The organism is Picosynechococcus sp. PCC 7117, assembly GCF_001693275.1.
GTDB lineage: Bacteria > Cyanobacteriota > Cyanobacteriia > Cyanobacteriales > MRBY01 > MRBY01.
In genome coordinates, this window is record NZ_CP016477.1 from 876,773 (window position 1) to 895,716 (window position 18,944).

Consider the following 18,944-nt stretch of genomic DNA (forward strand, 5'->3'; position numbering starts at 1 on the left):
CTAAATATAAAAAGAGAAGAGTGGAATAACAATTATGCTAACCACCCTTCTGAAAATATAAAGTACAGAAATTAAGTTAAGCCTTGGCGAGTTCCTCTTGGGCGGCAGTACTAGCTAAATACTTTTCCAGTTCTGTTAATGCATCCGCATCAACTTTCGTTTGCATCGGGCAGAACTTTGGCCCACACATGGAACAGAATTCCGCAGTTTTATAAATGTCTGCCGGAAGGGTTTCATCGTGGTACTCACGGGCGCGTTCCGGATCGAGGGAAAGCTCAAACTGCTTCTCCCAATCGAAGTTATAGCGAGCATGGGACAACTCATCATCGCGATCGCGTGCCCCAGGACGATGACGGGCAATATCTGCCGCATGGGCCGCAATCTTATAGGCGATGAGGCCATTCCGTACATCCTCTGCATCAGGTAGGCCGAGGTGCTCTTTGGGGGTGACATAGCAGAGCATCGCCGTGCCATACCAGCCAGCCATTGCTGCCCCGATCGCCGAGGTGATGTGGTCGTAACCGGGAGCAATATCAGTCACCAATGGGCCGAGCACATAAAAAGGCGCTTCAGAGCACTCTTCCATCTGCTTCTTCACGTTGAACTCGATCTGATCCATGGGGACGTGGCCAGGGCCTTCTACCATCACTTGGACATCGTGTTCCCAAGCGCGACGGGTCAGTTGACCCAGGATTTTGAGTTCGGCGAGTTGCGCCTCATCAGACGCATCGTGGGTACAGCCAGGGCGCAGAGAATCCCCAAGGCTGAAGGACACATCGTAACGCTTAAAGATTTCGATAATGTCGTCAAAGTGGGTATAGAGGGGATTTTGCTTATGGTGATGCAACATCCAACGGGCAAGAATCCCACCACCACGGGACACAATCCCCGTAATCCGGTTTTTCACGAGGGGCAGATGCTCGATCAAGATCCCAGCGTGGATGGTCATGTAGTCCACCCCTTGCTGGGCGTGCTTCTCGATGATGTGCAAGAAATCATTGGCCGTGAGGTTTTCCATGTTGCCATGGACACTTTCTAGGGCTTGGTAAATGGGCACAGTCCCGATGGGCACCGGTGAGGCTTTGATAATGGCGGTACGAATTTCGTCCAGGTTGCCGCCCCCAGTGGAGAGATCCATCACAGTATCCGCACCATATTTAACGGCCTGTTGTAGCTTGGCTAATTCCTCATTAATTTCGGAGGAGTTGGGGGACGCACCGATATTTGCATTGACTTTGCATTTCGAAGCAATGCCGATACACATCGGTTCGAGGTTGGTGTGATTGATATTAGCCGGGATAATCATACGGCCCCGGGCTACTTCGTCGCGAATCAAGTCAACGGGCAGATTCTCACGCTTTGCCACGTAGTCCATTTCTTCGGTGATAACGCCTTGGCGTGCGTAGTGCATTTGGGAGACGTTACTTTGACCTTGCCGTTTGGCGACCCAATCAGCTCTCATATTGTTTTAATCCTCTATTAACAGCTTCCCTACGCTGGTATTACCCAGTCTCAGGTTCTAAGGGACTATCTCAGTCTGATTCCTATGACAGACACCCCTAGCTATGGCAATAAATTCTAACATCACTCCTTAGCAAAGTCTTGGGAAGTATGGCGGGGCTGGGATCAGGGTCTGACGGGATTTGGGCAGATTTAAGGATTTTTGGACAGCAGTCTGGAAAATCGCTATTTTCTGGGGAAAAAGCTAAAAATCAACAATTCATCACCGGATGTATGGCGGAACTGGTTACAATGATGGACAAATTTTTCAGGTTAAGATTGCTAATGGGTTAATTAGAATGGGTAGCTTTTTTAGCTATTGTTCTTTTGCACTCGCGATCCGCCTGTCCTAGAACATTCCCGTGGGACAAGGAAAGGGTTGCCCTGGGTGTTTTTGTTTTATTCCCTCTGCGTCTAAAAGGCTATGAATAAAATTTCGGATTGCAGCAATATTTTATTTTCTGTGGATAAGGCCAGGGTTGATCTGGTGCAATTGCAGGCGTTGTTTAATGCGACGGCCTTTTGGGCGAGGGAACGCTCTTTGGCGGATCTAGAAACGGCGATCGCCTACAGTGATCCGGTGGTGACGGTGTGGGATGGCGATCACCTGATTGGGTTTACGAGGGGAACCTCAGATGGTGTCTTTCGGGCGACGGTGTGGGATGTGGTGATCCACCCGGATTATCAAGGGTTGGGCCTAGGCCGTAAGTTAGTGGAAACGCTGATTAGCCACCCACGGATGTGCCGAGTCGAGCGGGTTTATTTGATGACGACCCACCAACAGACGTTTTATGAGCGCATTGGTTTTAAAGAAAATGCGACGACTACCATGGTGCTCCACAACCACGAGCATCCGATCAGCGTGATTACCTGTGCGGTTGAGGAAACTGCCCCATTACCTGCATAGTTTGGTCTTGGTAATGGCGGGTTAGGGTACCCCCGTAGCTCGCCAGCAGCTTTTTGCACAGTTGCCACTTTAGGGCTGGAGAAAATTCAAGGGCTTGGGCTAGTTGTTGAACTTCTTCGAGGCTGGGGCGATCGCCTAGGGTTAAATCCGGCACTTGGGTTTCACGCCAAAAGTCCGTGGTCTGGGTTGAGGTCAGTTGAAACGTGATTTTATTGGGTTGTTGTAGCCCGTAACTGAGGTGAATTGTGCCTTGTTCAGCCCGTTGTAGAGTGGTGTCGATGAGGGTGAGGAAAAATTGGTGTAGGTGGTGGCGATCGCCAAAAATATCCAGGGTAGCGCCGACCGGATGGGCAATGGCCAAACACAAATTATTATTTTGGGCTTTCACCCTGAGCAGGCTTTCTAGTTCTGCGAGGAGCGTTTCGAGATCAAACCACTCCGCCTGTTTCGAACTTTGACCATAATCTAACTTTGAAACGGCGATCGCCAAATCAAGTAACCCCAGTAATTTTTGGCTGGCGGCATAACTTTCGGCAATAAAAGCCCGTTCTTCAGCGGGATTTTCACACAAATCACTCAAAATGAGCTGCTGCAGCCCCATGATCGTGCTCAAGGGCGATCGCAATTCGTGGGCCACTTGGCCAAAAAACCGCGCCTGAAATTGTCCCCACTGGAGGGCGATCGCCAAATCCGTATTCAAAGCAGAAGGACCATTAGACATAACAAAACATAACTATTTTCACAGACTACGAAACGACCAACGATAAGATGAACCTACATCCTCCAAGATCCTAAGGTTTGGCTGAAATGTTGCGCTATGCTTATTTTCCCGGTTGTGTCGCCCAAGGAGCCTGTCGGGAACTGTACCTCTCCACGGCGGCCCTCACCCAAGCCCTCGACATTGAATTAATCGAACTCAAGCAAGCTGCCTGTTGTGGCTCTGGCACCTACAAAGAAGAATCCCAACTCCTAGAAGATAGCGTCAATGCCCGCAACATCGCGTTGGCTGAATCGCTTAATTTACCCTTACTAACCCACTGCAGCACTTGCCAAGGGGTAATCGGCCATGTCGATGAACGCCTCAAAGCAGCCAAAGACAATAATCCAGATTATTTTTCTCAGGTCAATCATCTCCTGAGTGAATCCCACTGTTCACCCTACAGAGGCACTAGCGAAGTCAAACATCTGCTCTGGGCGCTCGTGGGAGATTATGGCCTTGATAAGCTCACCCAAAAAGTAATTAAGCCTCTCCGAGGACTCAAATGTGCCGCCTTTTATGGCTGTTATCTCCTCCGGGTTCAAAATAGTCTTCCCTTTGATGACCCTGTCCAGCCCCATTCTCTGGAGTCTGTTTTCTCGGCGGTTGGGGCAACGCCAATTATCTATGATGGTCGCACCCAATGCTGTGGTTGGCCCCTCTCTAGTTATGCCACAGAACAAGCGTTTCGTCTCGCAGGGAAACATCTACAAGCGGCGATCTCCGCCGGGGCAGATTGCCTTGTGACCCCCTGTCCCCTCTGTCATCTCAATTTAGACTCGCGCCAACCAGAAGTCGAAAAAGTCATTGGCCAGAAATTGGAAATTCCTGTGCTCCATTTGCCCCAATTAGTAGCTCTTGCATTGGGCATTTCTCCTAAGGAACTCGGCCTCGGCAAACATATTGTTTCCGCGAAGCCGCTCCTCGAAAAGTTGGGTTTTTAAGAAAAGAGTCAAATGTTTATTCGTAGTGACTCCACATCCGCAAAATTTTAATCATTCTCTCGGATTCTAAAACTTGGTAAACCAGACGATGTTGAATGTTAATGCGGCGTGAATAATAGTCTTTTAAATCGCCCACTAATTTTTCGTAGGGAGGTTGATAGGGGTTTTCTTGGAGAATTTCTAGAAGTTTTTGAACTTTTGGCTTCAAACCAGCAGATGCAATCTTTTTGGCATCTTTAGCTGCTTGCTTTGACAAGACTATTTTCCAGCTCACCAGTCCAGATTCTCCAAGGCAATGCATTCTTCTAGAGGTTCTCTGGCTGCCTCTTGAATGGATGCCTTCATGCCTGGAATATTGACTAAATAAAGGGTTTCTTGGATCGCGTCCCAATCAGCTTGTGAAATCATCACAGCTTTATTGTGTTCACTAGAAATCACAATCGGTTGATGGCTATCAGCAATTTCATCAATGAGTCGCTGGAGTTTATTTTGCGCTTCTTGAACTGTGAGCAAATCCATCGCTTTTTTCGTGGGCTTTAAAATTATTCCTAGTATATCTTTTTTGCTAGATAAACCAGTGATCAAAAAATCGGCCTCAGAAAATATTTTGTTTCCACGAAGCCGATCCTCGAAAAATTGAGTTTTTAAGCAGTAATCAAGGTGGCGATCGCCTGATTTAAAGTTTCACTAGGACGCATGGCCTGACTCGCTTTTTCAGAATTAGCAAAATAGTACCCATCAATATCAACCGATTGACCTTGAGCCGCATTTAACTCCGCCACGATCTTGTCTTGGTTTTCTGTTAATGCTTGGGCTAAGGGGGCAAATTTCGCCTTTAATTCAGGGTTTTTGTCCTGTTCCGCTAAGGCTTGGGCCCAATAGAGTGCCAGATAAAAATGGCTGCCCCGGTTATCAATTTCGCCCACCTTGCGGGAGGGAGATTTATCGTTGTTGAGGTACTGACTGTTGGCTTTGTTTAGGGCCTCTGCCAAAACGAGGGCATTTTCGTTGCCTGTTTTCTGGGCGAGGTCTTCGAGGGCAACGGCGATCGCCAAAAATTCCCCTAGGGAATCCCACCGTAAGTGGCCTTCTTCGAGGAACTGTTGGACGTGCTTCGGTGCAGAACCGCCTGCGCCCGTTTCAAACAAACCACCCCCAGCCAGCAACGGCACAATCGAGAGCATTTTAGCGCTCGTGCCCAGTTCGAGAATGGGGAATAAATCCGTTAGATAGTCCCGCAGCACATTTCCCGTAACCGAAATGACGTCCTGACCAGTTTTAATTTGGGCGCAGGTAAATTTCATCGCATCCACTGGCGGGAGAATGTGAATATCCAAACCACTCGGATCATGCTGGGGTAAATACTCTTTAACCTTGGCGATAATTTTGGCATCGTGGGCGCGGTTCTCATCTAACCAAAATACGGTGGGATTTCCTGTGAGGCGGGCGCGATTAACTGCCAATTTCACCCAATCTTGGATCGCCACATCCTTAGTCTGACACATCCGCCAGATATCGCCTTTTTCCACGGGATGCGCCATTAAAACATTGCCCTGCCCATCAACAACACGCACTTGACCAGCGGCGGCAATTTCAAAGGTTTTATCGTGGGAACCGTATTCTTCGGCTTTTTTCGCCATTAGTCCCACGTTGGCGACACTACCCATGGTTTTGACGTCAAAAGCGCCATTTTCTTGACAGAATTCAATGCAGGCCTGGTACATGGTGGCGTAACAACGGTCGGGAATCATCGCTTTTGTATCGTGGGGTTTCCCATCGGCTCCCCACATTTTCCCGGAGGTGCGAATCGCTGCCGCCATCGACGCATCAATGATCACATCACTGGGCACATGGAGGTTGGTAATGCCCTTGTCAGAATTAACCATTGCCAACCGGGGTTGCTTGTCATAAACCGCTTGGAGATCCGCGGCGATCGCCGCTTTTTCTGCTGGGGGAAGATTGGCAATTTTGGCGTAAACATCCCCTAAACCGTTATTGGGGCTAACACCTAAGGCTTGGAAAGTATCGGCATATTTCGCAAAAACGTCCTTGTAGTAAACGGTGACAGCATGACCAAAGAGAATCGGATCAGACACCTTCATCATCGTCGCTTTAACGTGCAGGGACAATAAAATATCCTCGGCTTTAGCGGCGGCAATTTCTTTTTCATAGAAAGCACGCAGGGCCTTGACGCTCATCACCGCAGCATCGACCACCTCACCCGCAAGCACGGGAATGGCTTCTTTGAGAACGGTGACGGTGCCATCGGTGCCTTGATGTTCAATTTTCAGGGTGTCCGCTTGCTCAATAACGACCGATTGCTCACTGCCATAGAAATCTCCCTCATCCATGTGAGCGACGTGGGATTTGGAGTTCTTTGTCCATTCCCCGACCTTGTGGGGATTGTGCCGGGCATATTCTTTAACGGCAGCGGCGACCCGGCGATCGCTATTGCCTTCCCGTAGAACCGGGTTTACGGCACTACCAAGAACTTTCGCATATTTCGCTTTAATCTCCCTTTCTGCCTCGGTCTTGGGGTCTGCGGGATAATCCGGCACGTTGTAGCCTTTGGTTTGTAATTCTTTGATCGCCGCTGTCAATTGGGGAATGGAGGCGCTAATATTGGGCAGCTTGATGATGTAGGCGTCGGGAGTTTTTGCGAGAGCACCCAATTCAGCGAGGGCATCGGGGCGGCGTTGGTCGGCGGTGAGATATTCCGGAAAATTCGCAATAATCCGCCCAGCGAGGGAAATATCCTTAGTTTCCACCTCAATATTGGCCGCAGTCGTAAAGGCTTCCACAATGGGGAGAAGGGAGTAGGTCGCCAGTGCGGGGGCTTCGTCGGTAAAAGTGTAGGTAATTTTCGAGGTCTGGTTGCTCATATTGCTTAGGCGTCGTGTCACGGAATGTTTCTCAGCCTAAATGATACATGGCACAGGGTCTAGCCTTGACGCTTCTCCGTCTGGAAATGCTGATAGGGGTCACGCAAAAGGCGATCGCCATCGTTTAGCCGGAGCCAAAGGGGGCGATCGCCAATCTGTTTAGAAATGAAAAATAAAATTAGTCCAAAAAATTAGGCGTGGGTTTTAGAACAGGCCCAAAGTCAAAGACTCATCAATAGGGAAACAAGCACCCGCACCGAGCCAGAGAGTGACCGCAGTCCCAAAGAGGAAAACAGCCATCGCCACCGGACGACGGAAGGGGTTTTGGAATTTGTTGACGCTTTCAATGAAAGGCACCATCATCAAACCCAACGGAATCGCCCCTTGACAAGCAATACCCAGCAGTTTGTTGGGTAGTACCCGGAGGATTTGGAAGACGGGGTAGAGGTACCACTCCGGCAAAATTTCCAGGGGTGTTGCGAAAGGATTACCCGGTTCACCGATCATCGCTGGATCGAGAATCGCCAAGCCGGTAATTAAACCGATGGTTCCCGCAATACAGATGGGGAAGGTAAAGAGAATGTCATTGGGCCAAGCCGGCTCACCATAGTAATTGTGTCCCATGTTTTGAGCCAGTTTTGCCCGGAGTTTTGGATCGCTAAGATCCGGCTTTTTCATGATAGACATGAGTAAAAGTTCTCCTCAACAAGAACGTTGTTTTGAGCAAACGGAAAACCTGATCCTTACAAAGGACCAGAAATACCTTGCTTACGGATCATGAGGAAGTGGGCCAACATGAAGACCGCAATCAACCAAGGTAAAACAAAAGTATGAAGACTGTAGAAACGGGTTAAGGTTGCTTGGCCAACGCTTGCGCCACCCCGGAGCAACTCAACCATTTGGTCGCCCACGACAGGAATCGCCGCAGGTACACCAGACACAATCTTGACTGCCCAGTAACCAACTTGGTCCCAAGGCAAGGAGTAACCAGTTACACCGAAGGAAACGGTGATCGTCGCCATGATGACCCCAGTAATCCAAGTCAGCTCACGGGGACGCTTAAAGCCACCAGTGAGGTACACCCGGAAAATGTGGAGAATCATCATTAAGACCATCATGCTGGCAGACCAACGGTGGATCGAACGGATCAACCACCCGAAGTTCACTTCATTCATGATGTATTGAACGGAAGTAAATGCCTCTGCTACGGTGGGTTTGTAGTAGAAGGTCATTGCGAATCCAGTGGCGAACTGGATAATGAAACAGGTAAGGGTAATACCACCCAGACAATAGAAGATATTGACGTGGGGGGGAACGTATTTACTAGAAATGTCGTCAGAGATCGCTTGGATTTCTAGTCGTTCGTTAAACCACTTATATAATTTGGAGTCGGTAACTTCTTTTGTAAACATGAAGCCTGATTAGAAACGAAAAATCTCTTTACAAAAATGTAACACAGCTTGCTCTGTCAAGTGGTGAAGTAACAGGATTATCGGGCTTTTTGGCGGATATGACCTTAATGGCGTTAGGGCAAATTTTTATGGACGGCGATCGCCCCAGGATAACCTCAAAAACCGTCAAAGGGCTGTTAATTTCGCTATAGTGTTAAAAATAATCAAGTATTTTTCATAAAACTCGACGGATGCTGAGAAAACGTTTACAGGCTGGTCTTTGCAGTCTTTTGCTGGTGTTGGTATTGGTCTTTGGGCCTATGGAGCGGGCGATCGCCTTTACCGACGAACAAGATTTACTGCTCCAGGCCTGGCGTTACGTCAGTCAAGCCTACGTCGATGAAACCTTTAACCACCAAAATTGGTGGCTCATCCGGCAAAAATTCCTGAAGCGGCCTCTCAAAACCCGCGACGAAGCCTATGAAGCTGTGGGTGAAATGTTGGCCCTCCTCGATGATCCCTACACGCGTCTATTGCGCCCAGAGCAGTACCGCAGCCTAAAAGTCAGTACCTCTGGCGAACTGTCGGGGGTCGGTTTACAGATCAATGTCAATCCAGAAGTCGATGTTTTAGAAGTGATTTTGCCTCTGCCTGGCTCCCCAGCAGAAGCGGCGGGCATTGAAGCCAAGGATCAAATTTTAGCTATCGATGGCATTGACACCCGCAATATTGGCCTTGAGGAGGCGGCGGCAAGAATGCGTGGCAAAAAAGGCAGCACCGTTTCCCTCACCGTAAAATCTCCGAAAACAGACACGGTACGCACCGTCAAAGTGACCCGCGACACCATTGCTTTAAATCCTGTCTATGACAAATTAGATGAAAAAAATGGCGAAAAAGTGGGTTACATTCGCCTCAATCAATTCAGTGCCAACGCCAAAACAGAAATTATCAAATCCCTGAATCAGTTGCAAAAACAGGGGGCTGACCGCTATGTCCTCGACCTGCGCAATAATCCCGGTGGTTTACTCCAGGCTGGCATCGAGATCGCGCGCCTCTGGCTTGATCAAGAAACCATTGTGTACACGGTCAACCGCCAAGGGATTTTTGAAAGTTACAGTGCTGTGGGCCAACCCCTCACCGATGCGCCCCTGGTTGTCCTCGTGAATCAAGCGACCGCTAGCGCCAGTGAAATTTTAGCTGGGGCACTCCAAGACAATGGCCGGGCGGTGCTCGTGGGCGAAAAAACCTTTGGGAAAGGGCTGATTCAATCGCTGTTTGAATTGCCGGATGGGGCGGGTATGGCCGTCACCGTTGCGAAATATGAGACGCCTCTCCACCACGACATTAACAAGTTGGGGATTATGCCCGATGAGGTGGTGCCCCAGGAGCCGATCGGCTATGCAATGATGGGGAGTGAGACGGATCTGCAATATCAAGCCGCCCTCGATCTGCTAACCCAAGACCAGGCGATCGCCCAAATTTCCCAAGCTTCCTAAACCGTTGAATCGACAACCGAAGGCTCTGCCATTTGTTGTGGTGATGTTTGTAGACCCGCTAATTGTTTTGCCTCCGTCGGCACAAATAACATCAAAGCCGCTGCAATCACGAGAAAACTTCCCCCCAAGACCACAGCAGTCAGTCGATTATCCTGGAGCCAATGTTCCATGATCCAGCCAAAGCCTAGGGAAACGGCAATTTCTGGTAACACAATAAAAAAGTTAAAAATGCCCTGGTAAATGCCCCGTCTTTGGGTCGGTAAAGCGTAGGTCAAAATGGCATAGGGGATCGCTTGGGCACTGGCCCAGGCCAAGCCAAAACCAACCATCGAAGGCAAAAGCAGCCAGGGTTGCTGAATTTTTAAGAGGGCAATAAGACTCAAACCCCCACACAAAAGACAAATGATGTGGATCACCTTGCGACCAAGGCGACGGGTTAACCAGGGTAACAGGAACGAAAAGGGAATACAGACGGCATTAAACACCGCAAAACAAAGTCCCGCCCATTCAATGCCTTGGTTATAGAGGGTTGATTGAATATCCACAGCCCCAAAAATATTCCGGGCCACCGCTGGCGGGAAGTAAATAAAAAAACAAAAAATTCCTAACCAGGTAAAAATTTGCACCCAAGCAAGTCGATACATCGTCGGTGGCATTTGTCCCAACACTTGCCAGGTTTCACTGAAGCTCTGGCGGATACCACCCCGTTTTTCCTTGAGTTGGTCGAAGCGGTCTAAATCCGGAGGGGGAGATTCTGAGGTGGTCAGCACCGTCCACAGTACAGTGGTGAGAAAAAGCCCGGCACCAATATAAAAAGACCAGGTGACAGATTGGGGAATTTGCTGATCTGGGCCAGTGGTGGAATTGACAGCAAATAAGTGACTCAGGAGCCAAGGCAACATCGAAGCGGCGATCGCCCCTAGCCCAACCATCACGCTCTGCATGGCAAACCCTTTTGTCCGTTGCTGCTGGGGCAGTAAATCCCCAACGAAAGCCCGAAACGGCACCATACTTGTATTGGCACTGGTATCTAAGATCCACAGGAGTCCCGCCGCCATCCAAAGGCTGCCACACTGGGGCATAAGGACTAACGCCATGGACGCTAAGATGGCCCCCACGAGAATGTAAGGGCGACGGCGTCCCAGGGGAGTCCAAGTGTAATCACTTAAATTGCCAATGACCGGTTGTACCAAAAGACCCGTTAGGGGGGCCGCCAACCAAAGAATCGGAATACTGTGGGCACTAGCGCCGAGATGTTCAAAAATAGAGCTCATATTGGCCATCTGCAGGCCCCAACCAAACTGAATTCCCAGGAAGCCAATGCTCATGTTCCACAGTTGCCAGGCATTAAACTCTTGTTTTTGTTGCGGGGAATTGTCCGTTGATGGGGTTGCGATGGTTGGATTTTGGGAAGATTTTTCTTCCCCAGTAAAAGCCATATAAAATTCTCCAGTTGCCGAGCGATCGCCCTATGAATGAAGTTGAGGACTAGAGGACCATCGCCCATTAGTTGTCATAGTTTCATTCTAGCGGCCCAACTTGGTCGCCCCAGGGAAATCGCTTTAATGCTTAGGAGTGAAATGCTTGATCAATATGGGGCTGGGCAAAAACGCTGATCGTTGTCGGGAGCATCTCCACCATCGGCGCGGGTTTCATTTCGCCGCGAAAATCTAGAATTTGGACGAGCAGTAAATAGGCGATCGCCAACAAAAGAGAAATCGCTCCGGTAATAATAGCGGTCAGTTTTCCGCGTTGCATGAATTTGGCCTCGCTTCGTTAATGCATTATGATTGTAGATTGGATTACTTATTATAAAAATTGCTAGGAGATCTTTCGTATGTCCCGTAAGTGCCAGATTACCGGCAAGAAAGCCAATAATGCGATGGCGGTGTCCCACTCCCACCGTCGGACGAAAAAGCTACAAGAAGTTAATTTGCAGTGGAAAAGAGTCTGGTGGCCCGAAGGCAATCGCTTTGTCCGCCTACGTCTTTCCACCAAAGCCATCAAAACCCTTGAAAAGAAAGGCATCGATGCCATGGCGAGAGAAGCTGGTATCAACCTTAACAAACTCTAAGGTCAAAAACGCCAGTTCTTTATTACTTTCACCAGACTTCCATGGGTTGCTATGGAGGTCTTCTTTATTTATTCCTAAAATTTTATAAAATTCAGATCTTTTTTCGCCTCGTCAGCCTACGCATCAAAAGCTCAAGCCACAAAAAAAGAGGGGCGATCGCCCCCCACCCCATTACGCCAAATATCTAATTAAGCCTATAAATTTTAAGCTCTAGACTTTTGCATGAACTTTCAGGGGTTCTGAGGTCGTACTTTGGTTCCACTTAGAAGTACAGAGGATTCGGGAGCGATCGCAGCGATCCACATATTTCTTCGCGATTTCTGTGACCTCTAACATCAATCCCTTATCGAGCTTGGTCGGTTCTAGGCCCATATCGAGGAAACACTGATTATCCACATACAGTTCGTTTTCTGCTGCTTCATTCCGGGGATTTTCTAAATATTGAATTTCTGCCCCAGCGATATTCGCCACCATCTGCGCCAGATCCCGGACGCGGTGGGTTTCCGTCATCTGGTTGAGAATTTTGACTCGTTCCCCTTTCGCTGGAGGATTACTGATCGCCAGTTCAACACAACGCACCGTATCTTGAATATGAATAAAAGCACGGGTTTGGCCGCCAGTACCATGGACAGTCAACGGATGGCCTACAGCTGCCTGCATCAAAAAGCGATTCAGCACGGTGCCATAGTCGCCGTCATAGTCAAAGCGATTGATGAGCCGCTCGTCCATTGCTGTTTCTGCGGTGTTCGTACCCCAAACAATCCCTTGGTGCAAGTCAGTGACGCGGACTTGGTCGTTTTTGTTGTAGTAGGCAAAAAATAGTTGATCCTGGGTTTTGGTCATGTGATAGATGCTGCCAGGATTTGCCGGGTGCAGAATTTGCTTCTCGATCACTTTGCCTTCTTCGGTGACCACCTGAACATCGAGGTAGCCTTCGGGGATCTTCATCCCGGCGGTACCGTAACCATAAACCCCCATGGTGCCGAGGTGTACCACGTGGATATCAAGGCCGGATTCCACAATGGCACAAAGTACGTTATTGGTTCCGTTTAGATTGTTATCGACGGTATAACGCTTGTGCTTGGGAGACTTCATGGAATAAGGAGCGGCCCGCTGTTCGGCGAAGTGAACGACCACATCCGGTTGATAGTCAACGAATAGCTTGAGAAGCTGGTCATATTCGTGGGCAATATCGAAGTTGAAGAACTGAATTGTTTTGCCAGTGAGTTCTTTCCATGCTCTGAGCCTGACCGACATTGGGCTAATCGGCGTCAGTGATGTTACTTCCAGTTCGTTATCAATGTTTCTTCTGGAAAGGTTATCAACAATAACAACATCATGACCTGTTTTCGACAGATGCAATGCTGTGGGCCAGCCGCAAAACCCATCTCCACCCAGAACAATAATTTTCATGGATTCAACTCCTTAGGTTTTTTATTTTGGTGCTTTAAAAAGTAATGTGCATGGTGTGTACTCCCGGAAAATTTTTTGGGGTTCATGGTACGCCATACATATATTCCCGAGTTTGTAGAAAAGGATGACTTCAAAGGGGATGTCGGGTATTTGGATCAAAACAAAATGCTCGAAATTAAAGCAAATCGTTGAAATCATCCCACATTATAGACGGTTGGGTCGTTCCCTGAGATCATCTTGCACGGGGTTAATGGACTTTTAATCCAGGCTAGCGTAGGGATAAATCGCTGTTAATCTGGGCTTAAAACCTAGGGACTAACAGATCATGGGCAAGGCGATCGCCACCTAATGCCTTTGGACTAGCGCCTTTCGACTAGGGCAAATGGGGAAACTCAGACTCTCCGGCGACAACAATGCGATTACGCCCCTGTTGTTTGGCTAAATAGAGAGCTTGGTCGGCTTTTTTCACAAACGTTAGGGGTTTTTCCTGGCTCTGGGGGATACCACTGACAACACCAAGGCTGACGGTAACAATTGCCTCATTTATCTCCGTTGCATTGTGGGCAATCTGAAGCTCTAAAACAGTTCGTCGAATCCGCTTGGCGACGATGGTTGCGCCTTCCTGAGTCGTATTCGGTAAGACAACCACAAACTCCTCTCCCCCATAGCGAGCCACTAAATCTGCCGGTCGTTTGAGGAGGTGTTTCACTGCTTGGGCAATTTGAATCAGACATTCATCTCCCTGTTGGTGACCATAGGAATCGTTGTAGCGCTTGAAGTAGTCCACATCAAAGAGAATTAAAGCGAGGGGTTTTTGCTCGCGGTAGAGACGATGCCACTCCGCCGCGAGCCGTTGATTAAAACAACGTCGGTTGGCAATTTGAGTTAAACCGTCTAAATGGACTAATTTTTGTAATTCTTGGTTGGTCTGCCGGAGGAGTGCTTCACTGCGACGTAATTCTTTTGTTCTTTCTAAAATGAGCTTTGTGGAATTATCCAGAGCTTTCTTTAGGGAAGCTTGGGCGCGGCTCCGTTCTTCCACGACCGCTGAGAGGAGCAGAGAACTGAGGGCAAATACCCCCATAAAGGACTGTAAAAACAATAAAGATTGATTTTGGGACTCTAAAACAAAGACACCCAAACCATGGGCAGTTGTATAAATAGCCAAGATAGAAACAATGCTGACCAATAGGCTTGACACAAAAGCACCGTAGCGAAACACTGTCCAATTTAAGATCAGCAGCAATAGGTAAGCAACGGGATAACTTTGAATAAAAATACTCCAGCTCACACTGATGAAAACAGCTAAAATCAGCAACATCTCGATGACATGGTAGGGGATTTTTCGGCTAAAAAAGTCCTTCCCCAGGAGAATTACCGGGGTGAAAATCAAGTGAGCCAAAGTGCTCGCCAGCCACCAAGTAAACCAATTTAAGCCATACTGTCCCCATTCCATACGTTCTGCAAACACAATACTGGTGACACCAATGAATGCAGAGGCCATTGGCGAAAGGGTTGCAGCCGTGATGTAGGTTAAAACGCCTCGAACTTGATTAAAAAAATGTCGGCTCTGGGAATATTTTTGGTGGTACTAAAAGGGTAATGACGGTTTTGTTAAGGTAGAACGGAAGTCATTGACTCCGACCCATGCCTCAATGTCCCAGCTGTCAATCCCAACATACAGTCAAAAATGGGCACATCCACAACGGTAAACAGCGCTTTCTCTGCAAGCAATGCGGTCGTCAATTCGTGGAACATCCCACCAATAAACTCATTGATGCTGAAACCCGCGCTCTGATTGACCGTCTGCTTTTCGAACGTATTTCGATGGCCGGCATCGCCAGAGCTGTTCAAGTTTCTGAACAATGGCTGCAAAATTACGTCAATATGAAAGCAGCACAAGTACCAAGAAGGGCCAAAGTTGTCCCCAAAAAAAGGGGTCTTTAAAGGTGCAGTGTGACGAACTCTGGTCTTTTGTTGACCACAAAGGCAATAAACAGTGGGTCTGGCTGGCCCTTGACGTTCAAACCCGGGAAATTATTGGTCTGCACGTTGGTTGCCGTGGTCGAGAGAGTGCAAAAGCACTGTGGGCGTCATTGCCTGGGGTATATCGGCAATGTGGAGTCTTCTACACGGATGAGTGGGAAGCCTACCGTGGCGTATTCCCTTCAAAGCGTCATCGGGTGGTTAGCAAACAGAGTGGTAAAACCAGTTATATTGAGCGCTTTAATTGTACTGTGAGGCAAAGGATGTCACGGTTTGTGAGACGCAGTCTAGCCTTCTCCAAGTGTGTATTTAATCACATTGGACTATTGTGGAATTTCATCCATCACTACAATTCCTCATTACCCCTTTAGTACTACCTATTTTTTTAGGATAAAACGAGCCAACAGAGGCTGTACTAAATTGCCAGCAATGCAACCAAAGTTAACCCAAAAGAAAGCCTGAATACTAATATTTGGATCCCGCTCGATCAAATCAAAAGAAATAACCCAAAGGGAACCTAGGGCAATGCTCGGTAAGATTTTATTGCCAAAAAGAAGAATTAAACCCAATGTCAATCCCGAAGGAAGCCATACTGAAGCGACGGTTCCCGGCAGGGTGGTAAAAACTAGACTGATTTCCGCGGTCCAGGCATAGGCGATCGCCAAGCAGATATTGAGGCCGAACCATCGCAGCCATCGACTGTGTAGCAGTTGGAGAAAATCCATAGTACCAGTAATTGGGGAGGAACGTTAACAAGAATTAAACAGCAAAAAGAAACTGGTTTCTACCAGCTCAAAATCAATTTCACAACGGGTTATTGAGAGTTAAAAGATAGTCTGTCAAATAGGAATATAGTTATTATCATAGGTGAGAAATTGGGTTTCAAAAAATATGATTTTTATGAGTTTTTAAGGTGGAGAAAGACGGCGACGGCGTGGCACTAAATGTCGCGGAATTTCCCAATATTGACTAGCTTGCCCAAGGGGAGACCATAAAGCATCAGTTTGGGTAATATGAATTGTTTTTTGGGGGAGAAAATTCGGCTGAATGTCTAAGGTGTGAATAATTTCTTGGGCAATTTTTTGGGCCAGGAGCGGCAGCACGGCATTGCCAATTTCTCGGAAGCCATGCCAAACCTTGCGATGAAACTGAAACCAATCGGGGAAGGTATGTAGGCGGGCGGCTTCGCGGATCGAAATGCAGCGGGGCAGTTGGTAATGAATCGGTCTAGGGGCAGTAAAGGAGCCTTTTTCGGTGGGAGTACCAGCGCGGAGGGTGTTGCTGAGACCCTGGGCATCCAGCTTAAAGAGGCGACTAATGGCTTCTTTTTTGCCGGGGGGAGTCGCTCGGAAACGGGCTTGGATTTCGGGTTGATGCTGAGAACCGAGGTGGCCCCAAAGAAAATGAGTGTCTAATTGGCGGGAATGGCAATGGTGAAACTGCTCATGGAGCGATCGCCCAAAGGTTCCCAAAGGTTCGGGGGGGACAATGCCCCGGTCAATGTCTGTAAAAACAGGGATAGTTTCTAAATCGGCGATCGCCTCGTGGACAGTAACATAGGGTGCTAGGCCGGGGCCATGGCTCGGCGCTGGATAGGCCACCGGGGGGACATCCCGACGATATCCCAAGAGAATTAAGCGTTTACGTCGTTGGGGAGCGCCGTAGTCAGCACCATTAAGCACCTGGGGGGGCAAAACATGGTAGCCAGCCTCCCCTAAAGATTGGCAAAGCTGTTGTAGCATCCCTTGGTGGCGTTGCCCAGTCAGGCCCTGGACATTTTCAAAAATGAAATATTTGGGTTGAATATCCCGCAACAGACGGACATATTCAAAGATCAATTGATTGCGCGGGTCACCCAATTGTCGTTTGCCCATCACCGAAAATCCCTGGCAGGGAGGGCCACCCGTGAGTAAATCAATGTCTGCCGTTGGATAGCCACGCCGTTCGATGGCTTGGCGCATTTCTGGCCATTGCAGGTGACGAATATCCCGGCAAAAGGTGACGCCATAGGGAAAATTGACTTCGTGAACGAGGGCATGGACGGGATCAATCTCTACCGCTGCGACCACATCAAAGCCCGCCGCTTCTAGCCCCAGGGACATTCCGCCGCATCCGGCAAACAAATCAATGGCTAGGGGCCTTTGGTTCACAGTGCGCTCCCAGTAAGTGTTTGCAATTCTCTTTAATGCTAAAGGGTTTTGGCCCTATAGAGCTTGGCAAAGATGACGAAAATGATCGCCCCGGTGCTCGAAACTGCGGTATTGATCGAAGCTGGCACAGGCGGGAGAGAGGAGCACTGTTTTCGGTTGATAGGTCGGAATTAAGGCAACACTGCGGGCGATCGCCTTTTCTAGGGTTTCAACGATTTCGTACTGGGTGTAATCGCTCTCTTGGAGTAACTGAGCAAACTGGGGGGCCGCCTCACCAATTAAAAGCACCGTCGCTGCCTTTTCTTTAATTTTTTTGATCCAGGCCTCGGCATTACCGGCTTTGGGTTCGCCCCCAGCAATGAGAATCACCGGGCCAGGGGCCGCATTTAAGCCCACCTCAGCAGCATCATAGTTCGTTGCTTTACTGTCGTTGATAAAATCAACCCCCTGATGCTGGCAAATGAACTCGAGACGATGGGGCACCCCAGGAAAAGTAGCAATAGCCTCGGCGATCGCCCCTTTGTCAATATTTGCTAACCGGGCGGCGGCGATCGCCAAGAGTAAGTTCTGGAGATTATGGTCGCCGACCATTTTGAGTAGAGAAACAGGAATTACCAATTCCCCAAAGGCTTTCACCCAAGCATCCTGGATAAATACCCCCCGTTTAGGATCGCACGGTAAATGTTCTGCTCCCTTGATGCTTGTCCAATAGGCGTCAGGCCATTGCTCTGCCTGCGATCGCAAAAACGGATCATCCCCATTCAAGACTTGGCGGCGACTGCGCTCAATGAGGGACGCTTTGATGCTGTGATAATTGTCGAGGGTGTAGTGGCGGGCGAGGTGGTCTGGTGTGAAGGTCGTCCACACGCCAATTTGAGGACAGAGGGTCGGCGCAGATTCGATTTGATAGCTACTAATTTCGGCCACAATCCACTCTGGGGTGGCTTCTCCCAACGCAAGCTCACAGGCGGCATGGCCAATATTCCCGCAGGCAGGGCCACCCCGACCCGCTACCTGAAAAATTGCTTCGACCAGGGCCGTAGTGGTGGTTTTACCATTTGTGCCCGTAATGCCGACCCAGGGTTTTTGGTCTAAATTGCGCCAGGCCAGTTCCATCTCGCCGATGGTGTCAATGCCTTGATCCCGCGCCTCTTTCAGAAAAGGAATATCCCAGGGTACCCCCGGACTGACGACGATTAAATCCGGGCGATCGCCTTCTTCCAAACTGGGGGTATGGCCGAGTTTGACCGTAATCCCTTGGGCCGACAGCTCCTGTTGCACTGCCACGAGGGATTCATCCGTTTGGCGATCGCCTAAGACCACCTCCCAACCTTGCCGCTTTAAAAGCCGTGCTGCCGCAATTCCTGAACGACCAATGCCAATGACGAGCGCCTGAGCCATACCATCTCTGTCGAAATAATGTGATCGCTGATTGTACCGAATT

20 protein-coding genes, 1 pseudogene and 1 riboswitch are annotated in these 18,944 nt (G+C 48.9%); of the genes and pseudogenes, 6 read left to right on the top strand and 15 right to left on the bottom strand.

Annotated features, from left to right (window positions below; translation table 11 throughout):
• Nucleotides 1–76: 76 nt before the first annotated feature.
• Nucleotides 77–1,462: a phosphomethylpyrimidine synthase gene (gene thiC, locus AWQ22_RS04250; RefSeq protein ID WP_065710295.1), complete on the bottom strand. Its 1,386-nt coding sequence runs from the start codon at nt 1,460–1,462 to the stop codon at nt 77–79.
• Between the two features lie 9 nt (nt 1,463–1,471).
• Nucleotides 1,472–1,571, bottom strand: a riboswitch (TPP riboswitch).
• A gap of 362 nt (nt 1,572–1,933) precedes the next feature.
• On the opposite strand from thiC, the gene AWQ22_RS04260 reads away from it, so the two are divergent.
• Nucleotides 1,934–2,407, top strand: coding sequence for a GNAT family N-acetyltransferase (locus tag AWQ22_RS04260; RefSeq protein ID WP_315862436.1), 474 nt, complete (start codon nt 1,934–1,936; stop codon nt 2,405–2,407).
• Here AWQ22_RS04260 and AWQ22_RS04265 read toward each other — a convergent pair.
• The gene (locus AWQ22_RS04265; RefSeq protein WP_065710297.1) at nt 2,367–3,128 is read right to left on the bottom strand and encodes a sensor histidine kinase KdpD; all 762 of its coding nucleotides are present in this window, start codon (nt 3,126–3,128) and stop codon (nt 2,367–2,369) included. The two genes, AWQ22_RS04260 and AWQ22_RS04265, sit on opposite strands and share 41 nt — an antisense overlap.
• An 86-nt stretch (nt 3,129–3,214) precedes the next feature.
• Here AWQ22_RS04265 and AWQ22_RS04270 point away from each other — a divergent pair, with 86 nt between their 5' ends.
• The gene (locus AWQ22_RS04270; protein WP_065710298.1) at nt 3,215–4,108 is read left to right on the top strand and encodes a CoB--CoM heterodisulfide reductase iron-sulfur subunit B family protein; all 894 of its coding nucleotides are present in this window, start codon (nt 3,215–3,217) and stop codon (nt 4,106–4,108) included.
• Nucleotides 4,109–4,124: 16 nt separating this feature from the next.
• On the opposite strand, the gene AWQ22_RS04275 is transcribed toward AWQ22_RS04270, so the two are convergent.
• The 3 genes from AWQ22_RS04275 to AWQ22_RS04285 are packed head-to-tail and all read right to left on the bottom strand — an operon-like array spanning nt 4,125 to nt 6,990.
• The gene (locus AWQ22_RS04275) at nt 4,125–4,409 is read right to left on the bottom strand and encodes a Txe/YoeB family addiction module toxin (RefSeq protein WP_397428288.1); all 285 of its coding nucleotides are present in this window, start codon (nt 4,407–4,409) and stop codon (nt 4,125–4,127) included.
• Complete coding sequence (locus AWQ22_RS04280; protein WP_012306465.1) at nt 4,379–4,693, bottom strand: type II toxin-antitoxin system Phd/YefM family antitoxin; 315 nt, start codon at nt 4,691–4,693, stop codon at nt 4,379–4,381. The genes AWQ22_RS04275 and AWQ22_RS04280 overlap by 31 nt, the downstream gene beginning before the upstream one ends.
• Nucleotides 4,694–4,752: 59 nt before the next feature.
• Entirely contained in the window at nt 4,753–6,990 is a 2,238-nt protein-coding gene (locus AWQ22_RS04285; RefSeq protein ID WP_065710300.1) for an NADP-dependent isocitrate dehydrogenase, read from the bottom strand.
• Between the two features lie 40 nt (nt 6,991–7,030).
• On the opposite strand from AWQ22_RS04285, the gene AWQ22_RS17255 reads away from it, so the two are divergent.
• Nucleotides 7,031–7,153, top strand: a complete 123-nt coding sequence (locus AWQ22_RS17255) for a hypothetical protein (protein ID WP_255448006.1) — start codon at nt 7,031–7,033, stop codon at nt 7,151–7,153.
• Nucleotides 7,154–7,194: 41 nt separating this feature from the next.
• Here AWQ22_RS17255 and petD read toward each other — a convergent pair whose 3' ends face one another.
• On the bottom strand, nt 7,195–7,677 hold the full coding sequence (gene petD, locus AWQ22_RS04290; RefSeq protein WP_012306469.1) for a cytochrome b6-f complex subunit IV: 483 nt from the start codon (nt 7,675–7,677) through the stop codon (nt 7,195–7,197).
• Nucleotides 7,678–7,733: 56 nt separating this feature from the next.
• Complete coding sequence (gene petB, locus AWQ22_RS04295) at nt 7,734–8,402, bottom strand: cytochrome b6 (RefSeq protein WP_012306470.1); 669 nt, start codon at nt 8,400–8,402, stop codon at nt 7,734–7,736.
• Nucleotides 8,403–8,632: 230 nt separating this feature from the next.
• On the opposite strand from petB, the gene ctpA reads away from it, so the two are divergent.
• Entirely contained in the window at nt 8,633–9,877 is a 1,245-nt protein-coding gene (gene ctpA, locus AWQ22_RS04300; protein ID WP_030007566.1) for a carboxyl-terminal processing protease CtpA, read from the top strand.
• On the opposite strand, the gene AWQ22_RS04305 is transcribed toward ctpA, so the two are convergent.
• Both AWQ22_RS04305 and AWQ22_RS04310 read right to left on the bottom strand, forming a co-directional pair.
• Nucleotides 9,874–11,316: an MFS transporter gene (locus AWQ22_RS04305; RefSeq protein WP_065710301.1), complete on the bottom strand. Its 1,443-nt coding sequence runs from the start codon at nt 11,314–11,316 to the stop codon at nt 9,874–9,876. The genes ctpA and AWQ22_RS04305 overlap by 4 nt on opposite strands.
• A 130-nt stretch (nt 11,317–11,446) precedes the next feature.
• The gene (locus AWQ22_RS04310) at nt 11,447–11,635 is read right to left on the bottom strand and encodes a hypothetical protein (RefSeq protein ID WP_062432939.1); all 189 of its coding nucleotides are present in this window, start codon (nt 11,633–11,635) and stop codon (nt 11,447–11,449) included.
• Nucleotides 11,636–11,714: 79 nt separating this feature from the next.
• Here AWQ22_RS04310 and rpmB point away from each other — a divergent pair, with 79 nt between their 5' ends.
• Entirely contained in the window at nt 11,715–11,951 is a 237-nt protein-coding gene (gene rpmB, locus AWQ22_RS04315) for a 50S ribosomal protein L28 (RefSeq protein WP_012306474.1), read from the top strand.
• Between the two features lie 210 nt (nt 11,952–12,161).
• Here rpmB and AWQ22_RS04320 read toward each other — a convergent pair whose 3' ends face one another.
• The 3 genes and pseudogenes from AWQ22_RS04320 to AWQ22_RS17355 form a co-directional block, all read right to left on the bottom strand.
• Nucleotides 12,162–13,364, bottom strand: a complete 1,203-nt coding sequence (locus AWQ22_RS04320; protein ID WP_065710302.1) for an NAD-dependent epimerase/dehydratase family protein — start codon at nt 13,362–13,364, stop codon at nt 12,162–12,164.
• Nucleotides 13,365–13,737: 373 nt separating this feature from the next.
• A complete protein-coding gene (locus tag AWQ22_RS17350) occupies nt 13,738–14,406 on the bottom strand; it encodes a diguanylate cyclase (RefSeq protein ID WP_315862438.1) in 669 nt (222 codons plus the stop codon).
• Nucleotides 14,407–14,919, bottom strand: a pseudogene (locus AWQ22_RS17355) (MASE1 domain-containing protein); the annotation flags it as partial.
• A gap of 92 nt (nt 14,920–15,011) precedes the next feature.
• Here AWQ22_RS17355 and AWQ22_RS16530 point away from each other — a divergent pair.
• Nucleotides 15,012–15,721 (top strand): IS1 family transposase gene (locus tag AWQ22_RS16530; RefSeq protein WP_397428282.1). Its coding sequence is split into 2 segments (ribosomal slippage): nt 15,012–15,297 and nt 15,297–15,721, totalling 711 coding nucleotides; the frame shifts between segments, so codons are not numbered across the junction.
• 6 nt (nt 15,722–15,727) lie between these two features.
• Here AWQ22_RS16530 and AWQ22_RS04335 read toward each other — a convergent pair.
• The 3 genes from AWQ22_RS04335 to murD all read right to left on the bottom strand — a co-directional run bounded on the left by AWQ22_RS04335 (nt 15,728) and on the right by murD (nt 18,901).
• On the bottom strand, nt 15,728–16,015 hold the full coding sequence (locus AWQ22_RS04335) for an MASE1 domain-containing protein (protein WP_232321477.1): 288 nt from the start codon (nt 16,013–16,015) through the stop codon (nt 15,728–15,730).
• A gap of 243 nt (nt 16,016–16,258) precedes the next feature.
• Entirely contained in the window at nt 16,259–17,500 is a 1,242-nt protein-coding gene (locus AWQ22_RS04340) for a DNA cytosine methyltransferase (RefSeq protein WP_065710304.1), read from the bottom strand.
• A 54-nt stretch (nt 17,501–17,554) separates the two neighbouring features.
• A complete protein-coding gene (murD, locus tag AWQ22_RS04345; protein WP_065710305.1) occupies nt 17,555–18,901 on the bottom strand; it encodes a UDP-N-acetylmuramoyl-L-alanine--D-glutamate ligase in 1,347 nt (448 codons plus the stop codon).
• Nucleotides 18,902–18,944 lie beyond the last annotated feature (43 nt).